The 14,120-nt window shown below is 72.4% G+C and carries 16 protein-coding genes; 7 read left to right on the forward strand and 9 right to left on the reverse strand.

All coding sequences use genetic code 11. The features are described from left to right. The first annotated feature begins 109 nt into the window (after positions 1-109). Both LXM90_RS27645 and LXM90_RS27650 read left to right on the forward strand, forming a co-directional pair. Positions 110-523: a MucR family transcriptional regulator gene (locus LXM90_RS27645; RefSeq protein ID WP_020093821.1), complete on the forward strand. Its 414-nt coding sequence runs from the start codon at positions 110-112 to the stop codon at positions 521-523. A gap of 110 nt (positions 524-633) precedes the next feature. Beyond that, a complete protein-coding gene (locus LXM90_RS27650; protein WP_020093822.1) occupies positions 634-1,392 on the forward strand; it encodes a restriction endonuclease in 759 nt (252 codons plus the stop codon). A gap of 6 nt (positions 1,393-1,398) precedes the next feature. On the opposite strand, the gene LXM90_RS27655 is transcribed toward LXM90_RS27650, so the two are convergent. From LXM90_RS27655 to LXM90_RS27665, 3 genes are all read right to left on the reverse strand, one after another. Further along, positions 1,399-2,040 (reverse strand): DedA family protein, encoded by a 642-nt coding sequence (locus LXM90_RS27655; RefSeq protein WP_091681812.1) that lies wholly within the window; start codon positions 2,038-2,040, stop codon positions 1,399-1,401. Positions 2,041-2,131: 91 nt separating this feature from the next. Beyond that, a complete protein-coding gene (locus LXM90_RS27660; protein WP_091979978.1) occupies positions 2,132-2,611 on the reverse strand; it encodes a peroxiredoxin in 480 nt (159 codons plus the stop codon). A 111-nt stretch (positions 2,612-2,722) separates the two neighbouring features. Beyond that, positions 2,723-2,980 carry a hypothetical protein gene (locus tag LXM90_RS27665; protein WP_020093825.1) on the reverse strand — a complete coding sequence of 86 codons (258 nt, stop codon included), beginning with the start codon at positions 2,978-2,980 and terminating at the stop codon, positions 2,723-2,725. A gap of 186 nt (positions 2,981-3,166) precedes the next feature. Here LXM90_RS27665 and LXM90_RS27670 point away from each other — a divergent pair, with 186 nt between their 5' ends. Next, positions 3,167-3,805, forward strand: coding sequence for a YqgE/AlgH family protein (locus tag LXM90_RS27670; protein ID WP_091979976.1), 639 nt, complete (start codon positions 3,167-3,169; stop codon positions 3,803-3,805). Between the two features lie 152 nt (positions 3,806-3,957). Here LXM90_RS27670 and LXM90_RS27675 read toward each other — a convergent pair whose 3' ends face one another. Then, positions 3,958-4,944, reverse strand: coding sequence for a hypothetical protein (locus LXM90_RS27675; protein ID WP_020093827.1), 987 nt, complete (start codon positions 4,942-4,944; stop codon positions 3,958-3,960). 392 nt (positions 4,945-5,336) lie between these two features. Between LXM90_RS27675 and dnaK the strand changes: the two genes are divergently transcribed. The 4 genes from dnaK (at position 5,337) to LXM90_RS27695 (ending at position 9,858) form a co-directional block, all read left to right on the forward strand. Beyond that, positions 5,337-7,253, forward strand: a complete 1,917-nt coding sequence (gene dnaK / locus LXM90_RS27680; RefSeq protein ID WP_020093828.1) for a molecular chaperone DnaK — start codon at positions 5,337-5,339, stop codon at positions 7,251-7,253. Between the two features lie 251 nt (positions 7,254-7,504). After that, positions 7,505-8,653, forward strand: a complete 1,149-nt coding sequence (dnaJ, locus tag LXM90_RS27685; RefSeq protein WP_020093829.1) for a molecular chaperone DnaJ — start codon at positions 7,505-7,507, stop codon at positions 8,651-8,653. A gap of 139 nt (positions 8,654-8,792) precedes the next feature. Beyond that, positions 8,793-9,431, forward strand: a complete 639-nt coding sequence (locus LXM90_RS27690) for a class I SAM-dependent methyltransferase (protein WP_020093830.1) — start codon at positions 8,793-8,795, stop codon at positions 9,429-9,431. Positions 9,432-9,540: 109 nt separating this feature from the next. Beyond that, positions 9,541-9,858, forward strand: coding sequence for a hypothetical protein (locus LXM90_RS27695; RefSeq protein ID WP_020093831.1), 318 nt, complete (start codon positions 9,541-9,543; stop codon positions 9,856-9,858). Positions 9,859-9,912: 54 nt separating this feature from the next. On the opposite strand, the gene deoA is transcribed toward LXM90_RS27695, so the two are convergent. From deoA to LXM90_RS27720, 5 genes are all read right to left on the reverse strand, one after another. Beyond that, a complete protein-coding gene (gene deoA / locus LXM90_RS27700; RefSeq protein ID WP_026605027.1) occupies positions 9,913-11,211 on the reverse strand; it encodes a thymidine phosphorylase in 1,299 nt (432 codons plus the stop codon). Between the two features lie 2 nt (positions 11,212-11,213). Then, entirely contained in the window at positions 11,214-11,945 is a 732-nt protein-coding gene (gene deoC / locus LXM90_RS27705) for a deoxyribose-phosphate aldolase (protein ID WP_020093833.1), read from the reverse strand. Next, entirely contained in the window at positions 11,938-12,762 is an 825-nt protein-coding gene (locus LXM90_RS27710; RefSeq protein ID WP_020093834.1) for a purine-nucleoside phosphorylase, read from the reverse strand. Before LXM90_RS27710 ends, deoC begins: the two co-directional genes overlap by 8 nt. Further along, positions 12,755-13,195: a cytidine deaminase gene (locus tag LXM90_RS27715; RefSeq protein WP_020093835.1), complete on the reverse strand. Its 441-nt coding sequence runs from the start codon at positions 13,193-13,195 to the stop codon at positions 12,755-12,757. The genes LXM90_RS27710 and LXM90_RS27715 overlap by 8 nt, the downstream gene beginning before the upstream one ends. 64 nt (positions 13,196-13,259) lie before the next feature. Next, positions 13,260-14,027 (reverse strand): anti-sigma factor, encoded by a 768-nt coding sequence (locus LXM90_RS27720; protein ID WP_026605029.1) that lies wholly within the window; start codon positions 14,025-14,027, stop codon positions 13,260-13,262. Positions 14,028-14,120: the final 93 nt, after the last annotated feature.

Genomic DNA, 14,120 nt, shown 5'->3' on the forward strand with positions numbered 1-14,120 from the left:
GAATTCACACCACCATAGTAACTGCCCATTAACTACCCTGTATCGGGTCGAGCAGAGACAGATCCCGGCCGGCGTCGGTGGCCGGCTGGGATCGATTGGAGGTTACGGGATGGACGCCACGGGTGAAGGGCAACCGGACTATCTCACGCTGTCCGTCGACATCGTGTCGGCCTTCGTGAGCAACAATCCGGTCCCCGCGCCGGAACTGCCGGGGCTGATCGCGGCCATCCACGCGACGCTGCACGGGCTCGGCGAGCCGTCCGCCCCGCCGGCGGAGCAGCTGCGGCCGGCCGTGCCGGTCCGGCGCTCGGTCCAGCCCGACTTCATCGTCTGCCTGGAGGACGGCAAGAAGTTCAAGTCGCTGAAGCGCCACCTGCGGACGCACTACAACCTGACGCCCGAGGAGTATCGGGGAAAGTGGGGCCTGCCGCCCGACTACCCGATGGTGGCGCCGAACTACGCCGCGGCGCGGTCCAGCCTCGCCAAGAGCATGGGCCTCGGCCACCAGCGCCGGAAGGGCTGACGGCGCGGCGCTCTCATCCGCGCCCGCGTCCACAGCTTTCGCAGGCGGGTTAGGCATCGGGCAAGCCGCGCTTGCGAGGGTCGGGGGCCCGTCAGCGCCCCCGAGACCCGATGCCCGGCAAGCCCAGCCTCGTCGCCCGCCTGTTCTGGACGGCCGTGATCGGCCTTCCCTTCGGGCTCTGGTACGGCCGGCCGGCGCTCGCCGCGACGGGACTCGCCCTCGCGCTCGTCCTGCTGCGGCATCTCGGGCGCCCGCGCCGGTTCCGGGCCCGGGTGCGCCGGATCGCCCGCGCCCATGCCGAGACGCTGGCGCTGCGGCGGCGGCAGGAGAGCTACACCGACCCCTACGGCAACCGGATCGAGGACGGCTGGCTGCGCGAGCGCGATTATTTCCTCGAGCGGACCGTCCTGCCGCAGCTCGGCCCGCGCTTCGCCGACCTCGCCGAGGCGGAGCACGCGCGGATGCTGGCGATCGTCGAGGCCGAGGCCGCCGCCGTCGCGCTCCCGGAGGAGGACGAGGCGCCCGGGGACGGGCTGGACTACGAGCGCTACTGCGCCGAGCGCCTGGTCCGGGCGGGCTGGCGGGCGCACCGGACGCCGGCGAGCGGCGACCAGGGCGCCGATATCGTGGCGGTGCGGGACGGGCTGCGCCTCGTCGTGCAGTGCAAGCGGCTGAGCAAGCCCGTGGGCAACGCCGCCGTGCAGGAAGCCGCCGCGGCCCTGCGCTACTGGGACGGGGACCGGGCCGCCGTGGTGTCGAACGCCGGCTTCACGCCGGCGGCGCGCCGGCTCGCCACGGCCACCGGCGTCCTCCTCCTGCACCACGACGCCCTCGAGGCGATCGAGGCGTTCGACCTCGCGGAGACGTGATGCCCGTCAGGCGAGCGGGCCGGGGATGGCGATCTCCGCCTCGCTGAGCAGGCGCGCTTCGTGGCGGCGCACGAACAGCCACAGGGCCAGGCCGCCGAACACCACCAGGGCGAGCAGGGTCAGGCCCACCGGGCCGACGATGTGCTCGATCTGGCGCCCGCAATAGTACGAGCCGATGCCCATGCTGCCAGCCCAGACGACGCCGCCGAGGGCGTTGAAGGCGAAGAAGCGGCGCGCGTCCAGGCGGTTGACCCCGGCGAGCAGGGCCGCGTAGGCACGCAGCATCGCGGTGAAGCGGCCGAAGAACACGATCTTCCCGCCGTGCTGGCGGAACAGGTACTGGCCGAGCTTGAGCCGCCCGTGGTCGAGGGCGATGAGATGGCCGTAGCGGAGCAGCAGCGGCATGCCCCAGCGCCGCCCCGCCCAGTAGCCGACATTGTCGCCCAGGATCGCGGCCGTCGCCGCCGCGGCGATGACCAGTCCGATGTTCAGGTTCCCGGTGCTGCCGGCGTAGACGGCGGCCGAGATCAGCACCGTCTCGCCGGGGCACGGCACGCCGGCGCTCTCGAGAGTGATGATCACGAAGATCGCGATGTATCCGTAATTCGCGATCAGGTCGGCGATGGGCAGGTCGTTCAGGAAGGCCATGCGGTCCTCGGGCCGGTCTCCGGGCAGAGCCCGGCGACACAAGCGGACGGAACGTGGCCTTAAGAGGGCCGATCTGCGGCCGGCGGCGTCCTCAGAGGACCTTCAGCAGTGCTTCGGCGCCGGACGCCTCGGCCTTCGAGGGCGTCTCCTCGACGTTGAGGATCCGGACGACGCCGTCCTCGACCAGCATCGAGTAGCGCTTCGAGCGCATCCCGAGGCCGAAGCCGGTGCCGTCCATCTCCAGGCCGAGGGCCTTGGCGAAATCGGCGTTGCCGTCGGCGAGGAATTCCAGCCCCTCGGCGCCGCTCGCCTTCGACCACGCGTCGAGCACGAACACGTCGTTGACGCTCGTCACCGCGATGGCGTCGATACCGCGCCCGAGGATCTCGTCCTTGTGGGTGACGAAGCCCGGCAGGTGGTTGCGGTGGCAGCTGGGGGTGAACGCGCCCGGCACGCCGATCAAGACCACGCGCCGGCCCTTGAACACGTCGTCGGTGGTGCGCGCGATCGGGCCCTCGGGGCCGATCACCCGGAAGGTGGCCTGGGGCAGGTGGTCGCCGACCTGGATCATCGCGGGTCCCTCGTTGTCGCGCGCTGGGATGGCGCGCGTGAGCAGCGCGCCTGACCTAGCGTGGCAGGGGGTGCCTGTCGAGGATGCGGCCAGCTCCGGCTTGCACCGCCCTCACGGGCCGATCAGCTTGATGAAGGCCGCCCCGGCCCCGAAGAAGGCCGCTCCCGCCGCCATGCCCGAGAGGGCCACCTGCCAGGGCGCCAGGGCCCGGTCACGGCCGAGCTTGGCCTGCTCGGCCAGCAGCTTCGCCTGCTCGGCGATCAGCTTGTGCTGCTCAGCAACGAACTTGCGGGTCTCCTCCTGGGACCGCTCGATCCGCGCCCGCTGCTCCTCGATGTCGAAGGTGGGAGCGGGTGCGACATCCGCCATGACCAGCGAGCCTCAACGGTGACCGCGACGGCCGCGACGCGGACCGACCCGGGTATTGTGGGACAGGGATTGAGACCCGCACAAGCTTGGGGGAGGCTTGCTGCGTCCCTTTTGCCCGCTGGACAACGGAGGGGCGCGGCGTAGCATGGACGCATGGCGCACCCTCCGCACCGCAGGCCCGATCCCATGTCGGCAGCGTCGTCCCAGGCCGGGAAGGCGGCGCCGCTCCGCACGGAGCTGGCGGGCCCGCACTTCCTCGACGGGCAGTTCCTCGTGGCCATGCCCGGCATGGCCGACGAGCGCTTCGCGCGCTCGGTGATCTACATCTGCGCCCATTCCGCCGACGGGGCCATGGGCATCATCGTCAACAAGGCGGCGACCGACATCAGCATGCCGGACCTGCTGGTCCAGCTCGACGTGGCGCCCGAGGCGGACGCGATCCGCCTGCGCGAGCGGGTCGGCCACATGCCGGTCCTGATGGGCGGCCCGGTGGAGGGACGGCGCGGCTTCGTGCTCCACAGCGACGATTTCCACATCCAGCAATCGACGCTGATCATCGACGACGGCATCTGCCTGACCGCGACCGTGGAGATCCTTCGCGCCATCGCCAGCGGCGAGGGGCCGGCTAGCGCCGTGCTGGCGCTCGGCTACGCCGGCTGGCAGGCCGGGCAGCTGGAGAGCGAGATCATGGCCAACGGCTGGCTCAACTGCCCGGCCGACCCGGCCCTGATCTTCAACGCCGACCTCGACGCCAAGTACGACCTCGCCCTGCGGGCGAACGGCATCGACCCGGCGATGCTGTCGATGACCGCCGGCCGGGCCTGAGCCGGGCGCGCTCGCCAGGGCGGCACGGCGTCTTCGCGAGCGCAGCGAAGCAGTCCAGGGCAGCGCGATGCTGGCCGGCGTAGCGTTCCTGGATTGCTTCGCTCCGCTCGCAACGACGGTTGCGCCGGGCCGCTGGCCGTCACCGGGCGGCCTTACTCCGGAACGGCGTCGCCGCCGCCGACCGCGTCCGGGTTCATGCCCTCGACCGCGGGCTTGGGCCGCGGCCGGCGGGGCGCCACGGAGGCGGTAGGCGTCGCCGTGTTGGCGCCGAGCCGGGTGGCCAGGGCCAGGGCGCGGTTCTCCGTCACCCGCAGATGGCAGAACCCGTGCGTGCCCTCGCGCGCGTAGGTGCGGCAGAGCTGCTCCCGGTCCGACGAGAACGCCGCCTGTTCGCTGACGATCGGCCGGACATCCTCGCGCCGGGCCCGCTGGGTCATCAGCTTGTAATTGTCCCGGACGGCCTTGTCGGCCACGCCGCGGGCGGTGTCGAACTCGCCGGCCCGCGGGATCAGGGTGGCGGCGCCCGGCCCCCAGAGGCCGACCGGCGTGGTCGCGCAATCCGCCGCCGAGAAGGTGCAGACCGGGCCCGAACCCAGGCTCGAGACCAGGACGCCGCCGTCGGTCACGTCGAAGCGCAGCGGGCACTCGGCCCCGGCGGCCTCGAAGCGGGGCACGCCCTCGGGCTTGCCCTCGGCGGTGAGCGCCACCGGATTGCCGCCCGCGAGCGGCACCGTGCACGAATCCGCCGGCTGCGAGATCTTGGTCCCCGGCAGCTTGATCCGCGCCGTGACGGCGGTGCCGGAACGCTCCAGCTTCAGGGATCCGGAGAGGCCGTTGAGCTGCAGCTCCTGGCCGATCACGCCGTCCTCAGAGGGCGTCTTCAGCACGACCGGGCGGGCCGGGACTGGGGCAGGCCGGGGCGCCTCGGGAGCCGCCGCGGGCGGGCCCGGCTCGCCCGGGGCCCCCGGGACGGGCGCCGGCTCCGGCAGGCCGCGCGGCGGCACCGGCGGCCGTTCCGGCTTGATGCCGAACAGGCGCTCGAAGAAGTTCTGGGCCCGCGCGGGGGGCGCGGCGAGCATCCCGGGCGCCGCGACGGCGACCGCCAGGATCGGGAGCAGGAGGCTGCGGGTCGGGCGCATCGGACTCTACGACGGGGACACGAAGTGGCGGGGCCACGCGCAACCCCTTGTCGAAACGTTAACACGCCGTCGATGGCGCCGACGTGGCAGCGGAGCAACAAAATGCAGCCACGCCACCGGGCCGGCGCCGGCGGTGCGGCGAGATCCTGCCGGAATGCCAAGGGGATGGCGCGGATCCGCGGGGCCGATCCCGCCGCGCAGGCTTCGCCTTGCGGGCCCGGAACGGGCTTCTTATATCGCCCTCGACGCGGGATTGCGCGCTGGGTTTCAGCCGTTCACGGCCCTTGATCCGGCCCGGGTCCCATACTCACATCACCCCCGACACCGCCATGGGCCGAGCTGCTTCGGGGCTCGGCGGTCTGCTTGAACGCGACACAAAGAGGGATCCCACCATGGGTAAAGTTATCGGCATCGACCTCGGCACCACCAATTCCTGCGTGGCCGTGATGGAAGGCACGCAGCCCAAGGTCATCGAGAATTCGGAAGGCGCGCGCACCACGCCGTCCATCGTCGCCTTCACGGACGACGGCGAGCGGCTCGTCGGCCAGCCGGCCAAGCGCCAGGCGGTCACGAACCCCGAGCGCACGTTCTTCGCCATCAAGCGGCTCATCGGCCGGACCTACGACGACCCGATGACCCAGAAGGACAAGGGCCTCGTGCCCTACAAGATCGCCCGCGGCGACAACGGCGACGCCTGGGTCGAGGCGGACGGCAAGAAGTACTCGCCCTCGCAGATCTCCGCCTTCACCCTGCAGAAGATGAAGGAGACTGCCGAGTCGCATCTCGGCCAGCCGGTCACGCAAGCGGTCATCACGGTCCCGGCCTACTTCAACGACGCCCAGCGTCAGGCCACCAAGGACGCCGGCAAGATCGCGGGCCTCGAGGTGTTGCGCATCATCAACGAGCCGACCGCGGCGGCGCTCGCCTACGGCCTCGACAAGAAGAAGTCCGGCACGATCGCGGTCTACGACCTCGGCGGCGGCACCTTCGACGTCTCCATCCTGGAGATCGGCGACGGCGTCTTCGAGGTGAAGTCGACGAACGGCGACACCTTCCTGGGCGGCGAAGACTTCGACAACCGGATCGTCGAGTACCTGACGGCCGAGTTCAAGAAGGAACAGGGCATCGACCTGACCAAGGACAAGCTCGCCCTCCAGCGCCTCAAGGAGGCCGCCGAGAAGGCGAAGATCGAGCTGTCCTCGGCCACCCAGACCGAGATCAACCTGCCCTACATCACCGCCGACAACACCGGCCCGAAGCACCTCGCGCTGAAGCTCAGCCGCGCGAAGTTCGAGTCGCTCGTCGACGATCTGGTGCAGCGCACGATCGAGCCCTGCCGCAAGGCGCTCAAGGATGCCGGCGTGTCGGCCTCCGAGATCGACGAGGTGGTGCTGGTCGGCGGCATGATCCGCATGCCGAAGATCCAGGAGGTGGTGAAGTCCTTCTTCGGCAAGGAGCCCCACAAGGGCGTGAACCCCGACGAGGTCGTGGCCATCGGCGCCGCCGTGCAGGCCGGCGTGCTCCAGGGCGACGTCAAGGACGTGCTGCTGCTGGACGTGACCCCGCTGTCGCTGGGCATCGAGACGCTGGGCGGCGTGTTCACCCGGCTCATCGACCGCAACACCACGATCCCGACCAAGAAGTCCCAAACCTTCTCGACGGCGGAAGACAACCAGAACGCGGTCACGATCCGGGTCTTCCAGGGCGAGCGCGAGATGGCGGCCGACAACAAGCTGCTCGGCCAGTTCGACCTCGTCGGCATCCCGCCGGCGCCCCGCGGCATGCCGCAGATCGAGGTGACCTTCGACATCGACGCCAACGGCATCGTTAACGTGACGGCCAAGGACAAGGCGACCAACAAGGAGCACCAGATCCGCATCCAGGCCTCGGGTGGCCTGTCGGACGCCGACATCGACCGGATGGTGAAGGACGCCGAGGCGAACGCCGAGGCCGACAAGAAGCGGCGCGAGCTCGTCGAGGTGAAGAACCAGGGCGAGAGCCTGATCCACGCCACCGAGAAGTCGGTGACCGAGTACGGCGACAAGGTCCCGGCCGCCGACAAGGGCGCGATCGAGACCGCGATGACCGCGCTCAAGACCGCGCTGGAGGGCGACGACGTCGAGACCATCAAGGCCCGGACCACGGAACTGATGCAGGCCTCGATGAAGCTCGGCGAGGCCATGTACGCCGCCAACCAGGCGGCCGGCCCGGATGCGGGTGCCGAGGCGGCGGCCTCCGAGAAGAAGGACGACGTCATCGACGCCGACTTCCAGGAGGTCGACGAGAAGGACCAGAAGAAGCGCGCCTGAGGCGCGGATCTGATACGACCGCGCGGGGCCGGAGCGATCCGGCCCCGCCTTTGCGTGAGAAGCGTATTCAGAAGCTCCGTCATGCCGGGCCTGCGGGGCCCGGAACCGGGAGCCGCCGGCCGATCGCGGATCCGCGTCGTCGGCGCCTCCGGTTTCCGGGCTCGTCGCGGCCTCCCGGAACGGCGGCGCGGTGGTAGAGAAGCGTCGCGGCCCGGGGTACGGGACGGGACGGGAAGGCACCTGAGGGCGGGATGTCGAAGCGGGACTACTACGAGATCCTGGGGGTCACCAAGACCGCCACGGAAGGCGAGATGAAGGTCGCCTTCCGCAAGCTCGCGATGACCTATCATCCCGACCGGAATCCCGGCGACAAGGACGCCGAGATCAAGTTCAAGGAAATCAACGAGGCCTATCAGTGCCTCTCCGACGGCCAGAAGCGCGCCGCCTACGACCGGTTCGGCCACGCGGCCTTCAGCCAGGGCGGGGCCGGCGGTCCCGGATTCGGCAACGAGTTCGGCGACTTCATGTCGGACATCTTCGACAATTTCTTCGGCGACGGCCGCGGGGCCGCCGGCGGTGGCCGCGGACGCGGCGGCACGCCGGGCCGCGAGCGCGGGGCCGACCTGCGCTACAACCTCGAGATCACTCTGGAGGAGGCCTTCACCGGCAAGGCCGAGACCATCAAGATCCCGACCTCGATCACCTGCGAGGTCTGCGACGGGTCCGGCGCGAAGCCCGGCTCGAAGCCGCGGACTTGCCCGACCTGCGCGGGCTACGGACGGGTCCGGGCGGCGCAGGGCTTCTTCGCCATCGAGCGGACCTGCCCCAACTGCCACGGCCGCGGCGAGATCGTCGACGACCCCTGCACCGCCTGCCAGGGCGCCGGGCGCGTCAACCGCGAGCGCACCCTCTCGATCAACGTGCCGGCGGGCGTCGATGACGGGCTTCGGATCCGGCTCGCCGGCGAGGGCGAGAGCGGGCTGCGCGGCGGGCCGGCGGGCGACCTCTACGTCTTCCTGTCGATCAAGCAGCACGAGTTCTTCCAGCGCGACGGCGCTGACCTGTTCTGCCGGGTGCCGATCTCGATGGTCACGGCCGCGCTCTCGGGCGAGATCACCGTGCCGGTGATCGACGGCTCGCAGACGCAGGTGCGCATCCCGGCGGGGACGCAGACCGCCAAGCAGTTCCGCATCAAGGGCAAGGGCATGCCGGTGCTGCGCTCGCGGGAGGTCGGCGACCTCTACATCCAGGTCTTCGTCGAGACCCCGCAGAACCTGACCAAGCGCCAGCGCGAGCTGCTCCAGGAGTTCGACCAGTCGGCCTCCCCGGAGAACCATCCGGAGTCCGCGGGCTTCTTCTCGAAGGTGCGGGACTTCTTCGGGGGCGCGGTCCGGCCGTGAGGCCGGATCCGAATCCCGGGAAGACCCGTTATGCAAGCGGCCGGCGTGGCTTGCATCCCCTAGGCGCGGCGCCGGCTTGACTGTAAGACAGCGCCGTCCCTAGCCATTCATTCTCATCCGGCATCAAGGAATCCAGGACTTGCCGCCGCTCCGCCGTCCCAACGCGAAGGCTCCTGCGGGCAGGAGCGCGATTTTCGGGCCGCGGCGCGACCCCCTCGAGGACGAGGCCCGATTCCTGCGGTCCTGGCTTGAGCGCCCCCTGGTCACGGGGGCCGTGACGCCCTCGGGCAAGATGCTCGCCCGGACCATGGCGGCCTACGTCGACCCGCGCCTCGAAGGGCCCGTGGTCGAGCTGGGCCCCGGCACCGGTCCTGTGACCGAGGCGCTGATCCGGCGCGGCGTCGCGCCGGAGCGGCTGATCCTCGTGGAGTTCAACCCCGATTTCTGCCGCCTCCTGACCCATCGCTTCCCGGGCGTGCGGGTCATCCAGGGCGACGCCTACAACATGCGCGCGAGCCTCCAGGACGTGCTGACGGAGCCCGCCGCCGCGACGATCTCGAGCCTGCCGCTGTTCACCAAGCCGCTGGAGCAGCGGCTCGACCTGCTCAACACCGCCCACGACCTGATGCGGCCGGGCGCGCCCTTCGTGCAGTTCACCTACGCGGTCGTTCCGCCGATCCCGGCCCGCTGCGAGGCCGGCAGCTACACCGCCGACCGCTCCAACCGGGTCTGGCTGAACCTGCCGCCGGCGCGGGTCTGGGTCTACCGCCGACCCTGACCTGAACACCGCCTGAGCGAACAGGTCACGTTTGCGTCAACTGGAAAGGCGCACACCTGGGACACGGCCGGACGCCACAGGGCGACCGGCGTGGATCAGGAGAACGCCGATGTTCACCAAGACCGCACGGACCCGTTTGGCCGCCGCCCTGGCCTTCGGCGGACTCGCCTTCGCGGCGCCGGCCATGGCCGCGCCCCTCGGCCGCGATGCCGGCCTGCAGGCGGAAGCCGGCGACGTCCAGACCGTCCAGTACGGCTACGGCTACGGGCACCGCCACGGCGGCTGGGGTCACCGCGGCTACGGCCCGCGCCATCACCACCACGGCTGGGGCCGGGGCCACCATCACGGCTGGGGGCACCGCGGCTTCGGCCCGCGTCACCATCACCACGGCGGCTGGGGCCATCGCCACGGCTACGGCCGCTGGTAAGGGCTCCGAGCCCGCCGCGCCCGGCCACGGCTCCGTGATGGCCGGGCGCGCCCGCTAGCCGGCGCCCACCCGCTCGAGGACGGGCGGGCGCTCCGGCGGCGCGTTGCCCATTCGGTAGGCCGCCCGCAGCGCGGCCTCCGCCCGGTCCGCGGCGGCCTCGTCGGCCGCGTGGACGATCCCGAGCAGCCCGCCGGACGATCCGGGACCGGCGAGATCCGTGAAGCCGACCCGCGGGTCGACCGGATCCTCCGGCCGGGTGCGGCCGCCGCCGAGCCCGATCACCGCCAGGCCCAGCGCCCGCGTCGCGATCCCCGCGACGGTCCCGTCCTGACGGACCGCCCGGCGCACCGGCGCGGCGGGCAGATGCGCCTCCGGCCGCTCCAGGAGATCGCCCGGTCCGCCGAGCGCCGCGATCATGCGGCCGAAGCCCTCGGCCGCCCGGCCCGAGGCGAGGGCCTGCTCCAGCCGCTCCGCGGCGCTATCGCGGTCCGGCGCCAGGCCGCCGACGACCAGCATCTCGGCGCCCAGCGCCACCGTGACCGCGTGGAAGCGCGGCTCGCGGCGCGCGCCCGTCAGGTAGTCGAGCGCGTAGGCGACCTCGACGGCGTTGCCGGCCGCGCTGGCGAGCGGCGCGTCCATGTCGGTGATCAGCGCGGCGGTGTGCAGGCCGGCCCCCTCCGCAACCGTGACGATGCTCTGGGCCAGCGCCCGCGCCTCAGGCACGCCCGCCATGAAGGCGCCGGAGCCCTGCTTCACGTCCATCACGAGCCCGTCGAGCCCGGCGGCGAGCTTCTTCGACAGGATCGAGGCGGTGATCAGGTCGCGGGACTCGACCGTGCCGGTGACGTCGCGGATCGCGTAGAGGCGCCGGTCCGCGGGCGCGAGTTCGGCGGTCTGGCCGATGATGGCGCAGCCGACCTCCGCGACGACCCGGCGGAACGCGTCGAGCCCGGGCGTGGCGTCGTAGCCCGGGATGCTGCCGAGCTTGTCCAGCGTCCCGCCGGTATGGCCGAGGCCGCGCCCCGAGATCATCGGAACGTAGCCGCCGCAGGCCGCGACCATCGGGGCGAGCGGCAGGCTCACCGCGTCGCCGATGCCGCCGGTGGAGTGCTTGTCGAGGACGGGCCCGGGCAGGTCCCAGGCGAGGATCCGGCCCGATTCCGCCATTGCGCGGGTGAGCGCCACCCGCTCCGGCAGCGACAGGCCGCGGAAGAACACCGCCATGGCGAAGGCCGCCGCCTGCCCCTCCCCGACCGTGCCGTCGGTGAGGCCGCGGATGAAGGCCCCGATCTCGTCCGGATCGAGGGGCTGGCCGTCGCGCTTGGCCCGGATCGTCTCCTGAGGCAGCCGCACGCTCACAGCGTCCGCGCCCGCATCAGGGTCTCGAACAGGCTGCTCGCCCCGAGCCGGAAGGTTCTCGGGCTCACCCAGCCGGGACCCATCAGCCGGTCGGCGAGGTCGAGGTAGGTGGCGGCGTCGGCGACGCTGCGCAGGCCGCCGGAGACCTTCAGGCCCGCGGGGCGGCCGCCGGCGCGGATCTCGGCCAGCATCGCCTCGGCGGCTTCCGGGGTCGCCGAGACCGGGCTCTTGCCCGTGGAGGTCTTCAGGAAGTCGGCGCCCGCCTCCAGGGCGATCCGGCTGGCCTCCCGGATCCGCTCCGGCTCGGCGAGCGCACCCGTCTCCAGGATCACCTTCAGGGTCGCGGATCCGCAGGTGTCGCGCACGGCCTCGACCATGTCGCGGGCCACCGCCGCCTCGCCCCGCAGCAGCGCGCCGTAGGGCAGGACGAGGTCGATCTCGTCGGCGCCGTCGCGCAGCGCCTCGGCGGTGTCGTCGGTGGCGCGGGCGCAGTCCTCGCCGCCCGCGGGGAAGTTGATCACCGTGGCGATCCGGATCGCGGTGCCCGCGAGCGCCCGCGCGCCCTGCGCGACGAAGCGCGGCCAGACGCAGATCGCCGCGACGCCGCCGCGCTTCGCGTCCCGGCAGAGGACGTCGATCCGGGTCTCGGTGCAGGTCTCGCCGAGATCGGTGAGGTCGAGGAGCGGCAGGGCCCGGCGTGCGACCGCGCCGGCTTCGGGGTCAGTCATCGGCTGTCTCTCCGTCGGGCAGGCCGGCCACGAACGCCCGGACCAAGCGGCCGAGATCCTCCGCGGCCCGGGCCGCGACTTCCTTCGTCTCCGCGTGGTGCGGCGCGCCGCCGGCAATGCCGGCCGCGAGGTTCGTCACCACCGAGACCGCCGCCACCGGCAGGTCGAGGAACCGGGCGAGGATCACCTCCGGCACGGTGGACATGCCCACGAGGTCGGCGCCCAGGATGCCGGCCATCCGCACCTCCGCGGGCGTCTCGAAGCTCGGGCCCGAGAACCACGCGTAGACTCCCTCCCCCAGGGGCACGCCGCAGGCCCCGGCCGCCGCGCGGAGCCGCGCCCGCAGGTCCGGGTCGTAGGCCTCGGTCATCGGCACGAACCGGGCGTCGCTGGCCTCGCCGATCAGCGGGCTCAGGCCGGAGAGGTTGATGTGGTCGGCGAGCAGCACGAGGCAGCCGGGCCCGGTCGCGGGCCGCAGCGATCCGGAGGCGTTGGTGAGGAGCAGGCGGCGGGCGCCGAGGTGCCGGGCGCAAGCGAGCGGCACCCGCATCGCCGCCGGGTCACCGCGCTCGTAGGCGTGGGCCCGCCCCTCGAAGATCAGGACCGGCCGCCCGGCGAGGCGGCCGCGATGCAGCCGGCCACCGTGGCCGCTGACACCGGGCCCCGGAAATCCGGGGATCGCCGCGTAGTCGACGGCGCGCGCGTCCGTGAGGGCCGCCGCGATCCCGCCGAGGCCGGTGCCGGTCACCACCGCGCAGGCGTAGGGACCCGCGAAGCCGGCGGCGCGCAGGGCGTCGCGGGCGGCCGCCTCACTCACCGAGCGTCTCCGGGCCGAAGGATTCCGGCAGCAGCTCCGCCAGCGTGAAGGTGCGGGCGACCCCGCCCGGACCGGCGGCGTGGATCGGGGTGTCCGGCCGGGCGAACTCGCGGATGCGCTGGCGGCAGGCGCCGCAGGGCGTCACCAGGCCGTTGCCGTCGCCGCAGACCAGGATCGCCGCGATGCGCCGGCCGCCGGCCGCCACCATGGCGGCGATCGCCCCGGCCTCCGCGCAGGTCCCGACCGGGTATGCGGCGTTCTCGACGTTGCACCCGGCGTGGATCGCGCCGCGCTCGTCGCGCAGCGCGGCCCCGACGGGGAAGCGGGAATAGGGCGCGTGCGCGTGCGCGCGCACCGCGCGCGCCGCCTCGAACAGGGCTGCGAGCCCGTCATCGTCCCGTGCTGGGTCCCGTGCTGGATCCGCGGCCTGCATGGCCGATCTTTGGCACCCGCCGGGGCGCCCTGTCGAGGCCCCGGGCGGGAGTCCGGCGCGGCGCTCAGCGGGTCGCCGGACCGGCGCCGAGGAGGCTCGCCGCCTGACGCAGGTCCGCGTCGCTGCGCGGGCCGCTCAGGGCGTAGGCGGTGTCGCCCGCGTTCCACGAGACGACGTCGCCGTCGTCCGAGCCGGTGATGAGCGTCGTCGGTCCGCCGCGGATGCCGCGGGTGGCGAACAGCGACGCCTCGCCGAAGCGCTCGGTCTCCAAGGCGACCTCGATCCCGGTGCCGTGCCGGGCGGGGAAGACCTGGATGTCGCGCACCCGCCAGCCGTCCGGCAGGGCCGGCAGGTCGATGCCGGTCGCCGAGCGGAGCCGCGCCCGGTCGTAGACCGGATCGTCGGCCTGGCCACCGATGCTCTTGCGCAGCTGCGCCACGACCCGGGCCTGCCGCGCGTCGGCGATCAGGGCCGGATCCGGGGTCGCCGCCAGGGTGTCGGGAACGCCGAAGCGGCCGATCTCGTCGTGGGCCAGCCAGCCCGCGCCCACGAGCACCGCGATCGCGGCGGCCCGCTTCAGGCGCGAGGCGACGCGGCGCCAGCGCAGGTTCCGGTCGAAGCGGCGCGCCAGGACCATGTTCCGGTCCGGCCCGGGCCCCGGAACGCGCTCGAAGCAGGCCCTGAGGGCGTCGCGATCGTGCATCTCGGCCATCACCCGGGCCGCGGCCTCGGGATTGGCCGCGAGGTGCGCCTCGACGTCGAGACGGCGCATCGGGTCGATCTGGCCGTCGACGAAGGCGATGAGATCGTCGTCTGTGATCGGATCGATCATCGTGAAGTCCTCGAATCCAGCGTGCCCGGAGGCGATCCGCCGGTCGCAATCGTCAGTCGGCACCGGCGCCCGCGGGTGCCGGTCCTTCATCAG

It is taken from the genome of Methylobacterium oryzae, assembly GCF_021398735.1.
Classification (GTDB): Bacteria; Pseudomonadota; Alphaproteobacteria; order Rhizobiales; family Beijerinckiaceae; genus Methylobacterium.

Bases quoted from the DNA above. Each gene is read 5' to 3' on its own strand.
- LXM90_RS27645 (WP_020093821.1), top strand. From the start codon at position 110: ATGGACGCCACGGGTGAAGGGCAACCGGACTATCTCACGCTGTCCGTC.
- LXM90_RS27650 (WP_020093822.1), top strand. From the start codon at position 634: ATGCCCGGCAAGCCCAGCCTCGTCGCCCGCCTGTTCTGGACGGCCGTG.
- LXM90_RS27655 (WP_091681812.1), bottom strand. From the start codon at position 2,040: ATGGCCTTCCTGAACGACCTGCCCATCGCCGACCTGATCGCGAATTAC.
- LXM90_RS27660 (WP_091979978.1), bottom strand. From the start codon at position 2,611: ATGATCCAGGTCGGCGACCACCTGCCCCAGGCCACCTTCCGGGTGATC.
- LXM90_RS27665 (WP_020093825.1), bottom strand. From the start codon at position 2,980: ATGGCGGATGTCGCACCCGCTCCCACCTTCGACATCGAGGAGCAGCGG.
- LXM90_RS27670 (WP_091979976.1), top strand. From the start codon at position 3,167: ATGTCGGCAGCGTCGTCCCAGGCCGGGAAGGCGGCGCCGCTCCGCACG.
- LXM90_RS27675 (WP_020093827.1), bottom strand. From the start codon at position 4,944: ATGCGCCCGACCCGCAGCCTCCTGCTCCCGATCCTGGCGGTCGCCGTC.
- dnaK (WP_020093828.1), top strand. From the start codon at position 5,337: ATGGGTAAAGTTATCGGCATCGACCTCGGCACCACCAATTCCTGCGTG.
- dnaJ (WP_020093829.1), top strand. From the start codon at position 7,505: ATGTCGAAGCGGGACTACTACGAGATCCTGGGGGTCACCAAGACCGCC.
- LXM90_RS27695 (WP_020093831.1), top strand. From the start codon at position 9,541: ATGTTCACCAAGACCGCACGGACCCGTTTGGCCGCCGCCCTGGCCTTC.
- deoC (WP_020093833.1), bottom strand. From the start codon at position 11,945: ATGACTGACCCCGAAGCCGGCGCGGTCGCACGCCGGGCCCTGCCGCTC.
- LXM90_RS27715 (WP_020093835.1), bottom strand. From the start codon at position 13,195: ATGCAGGCCGCGGATCCAGCACGGGACCCAGCACGGGACGATGACGGG.
- LXM90_RS27720 (WP_026605029.1), bottom strand. From the start codon at position 14,027: ATGATCGATCCGATCACAGACGACGATCTCATCGCCTTCGTCGACGGC.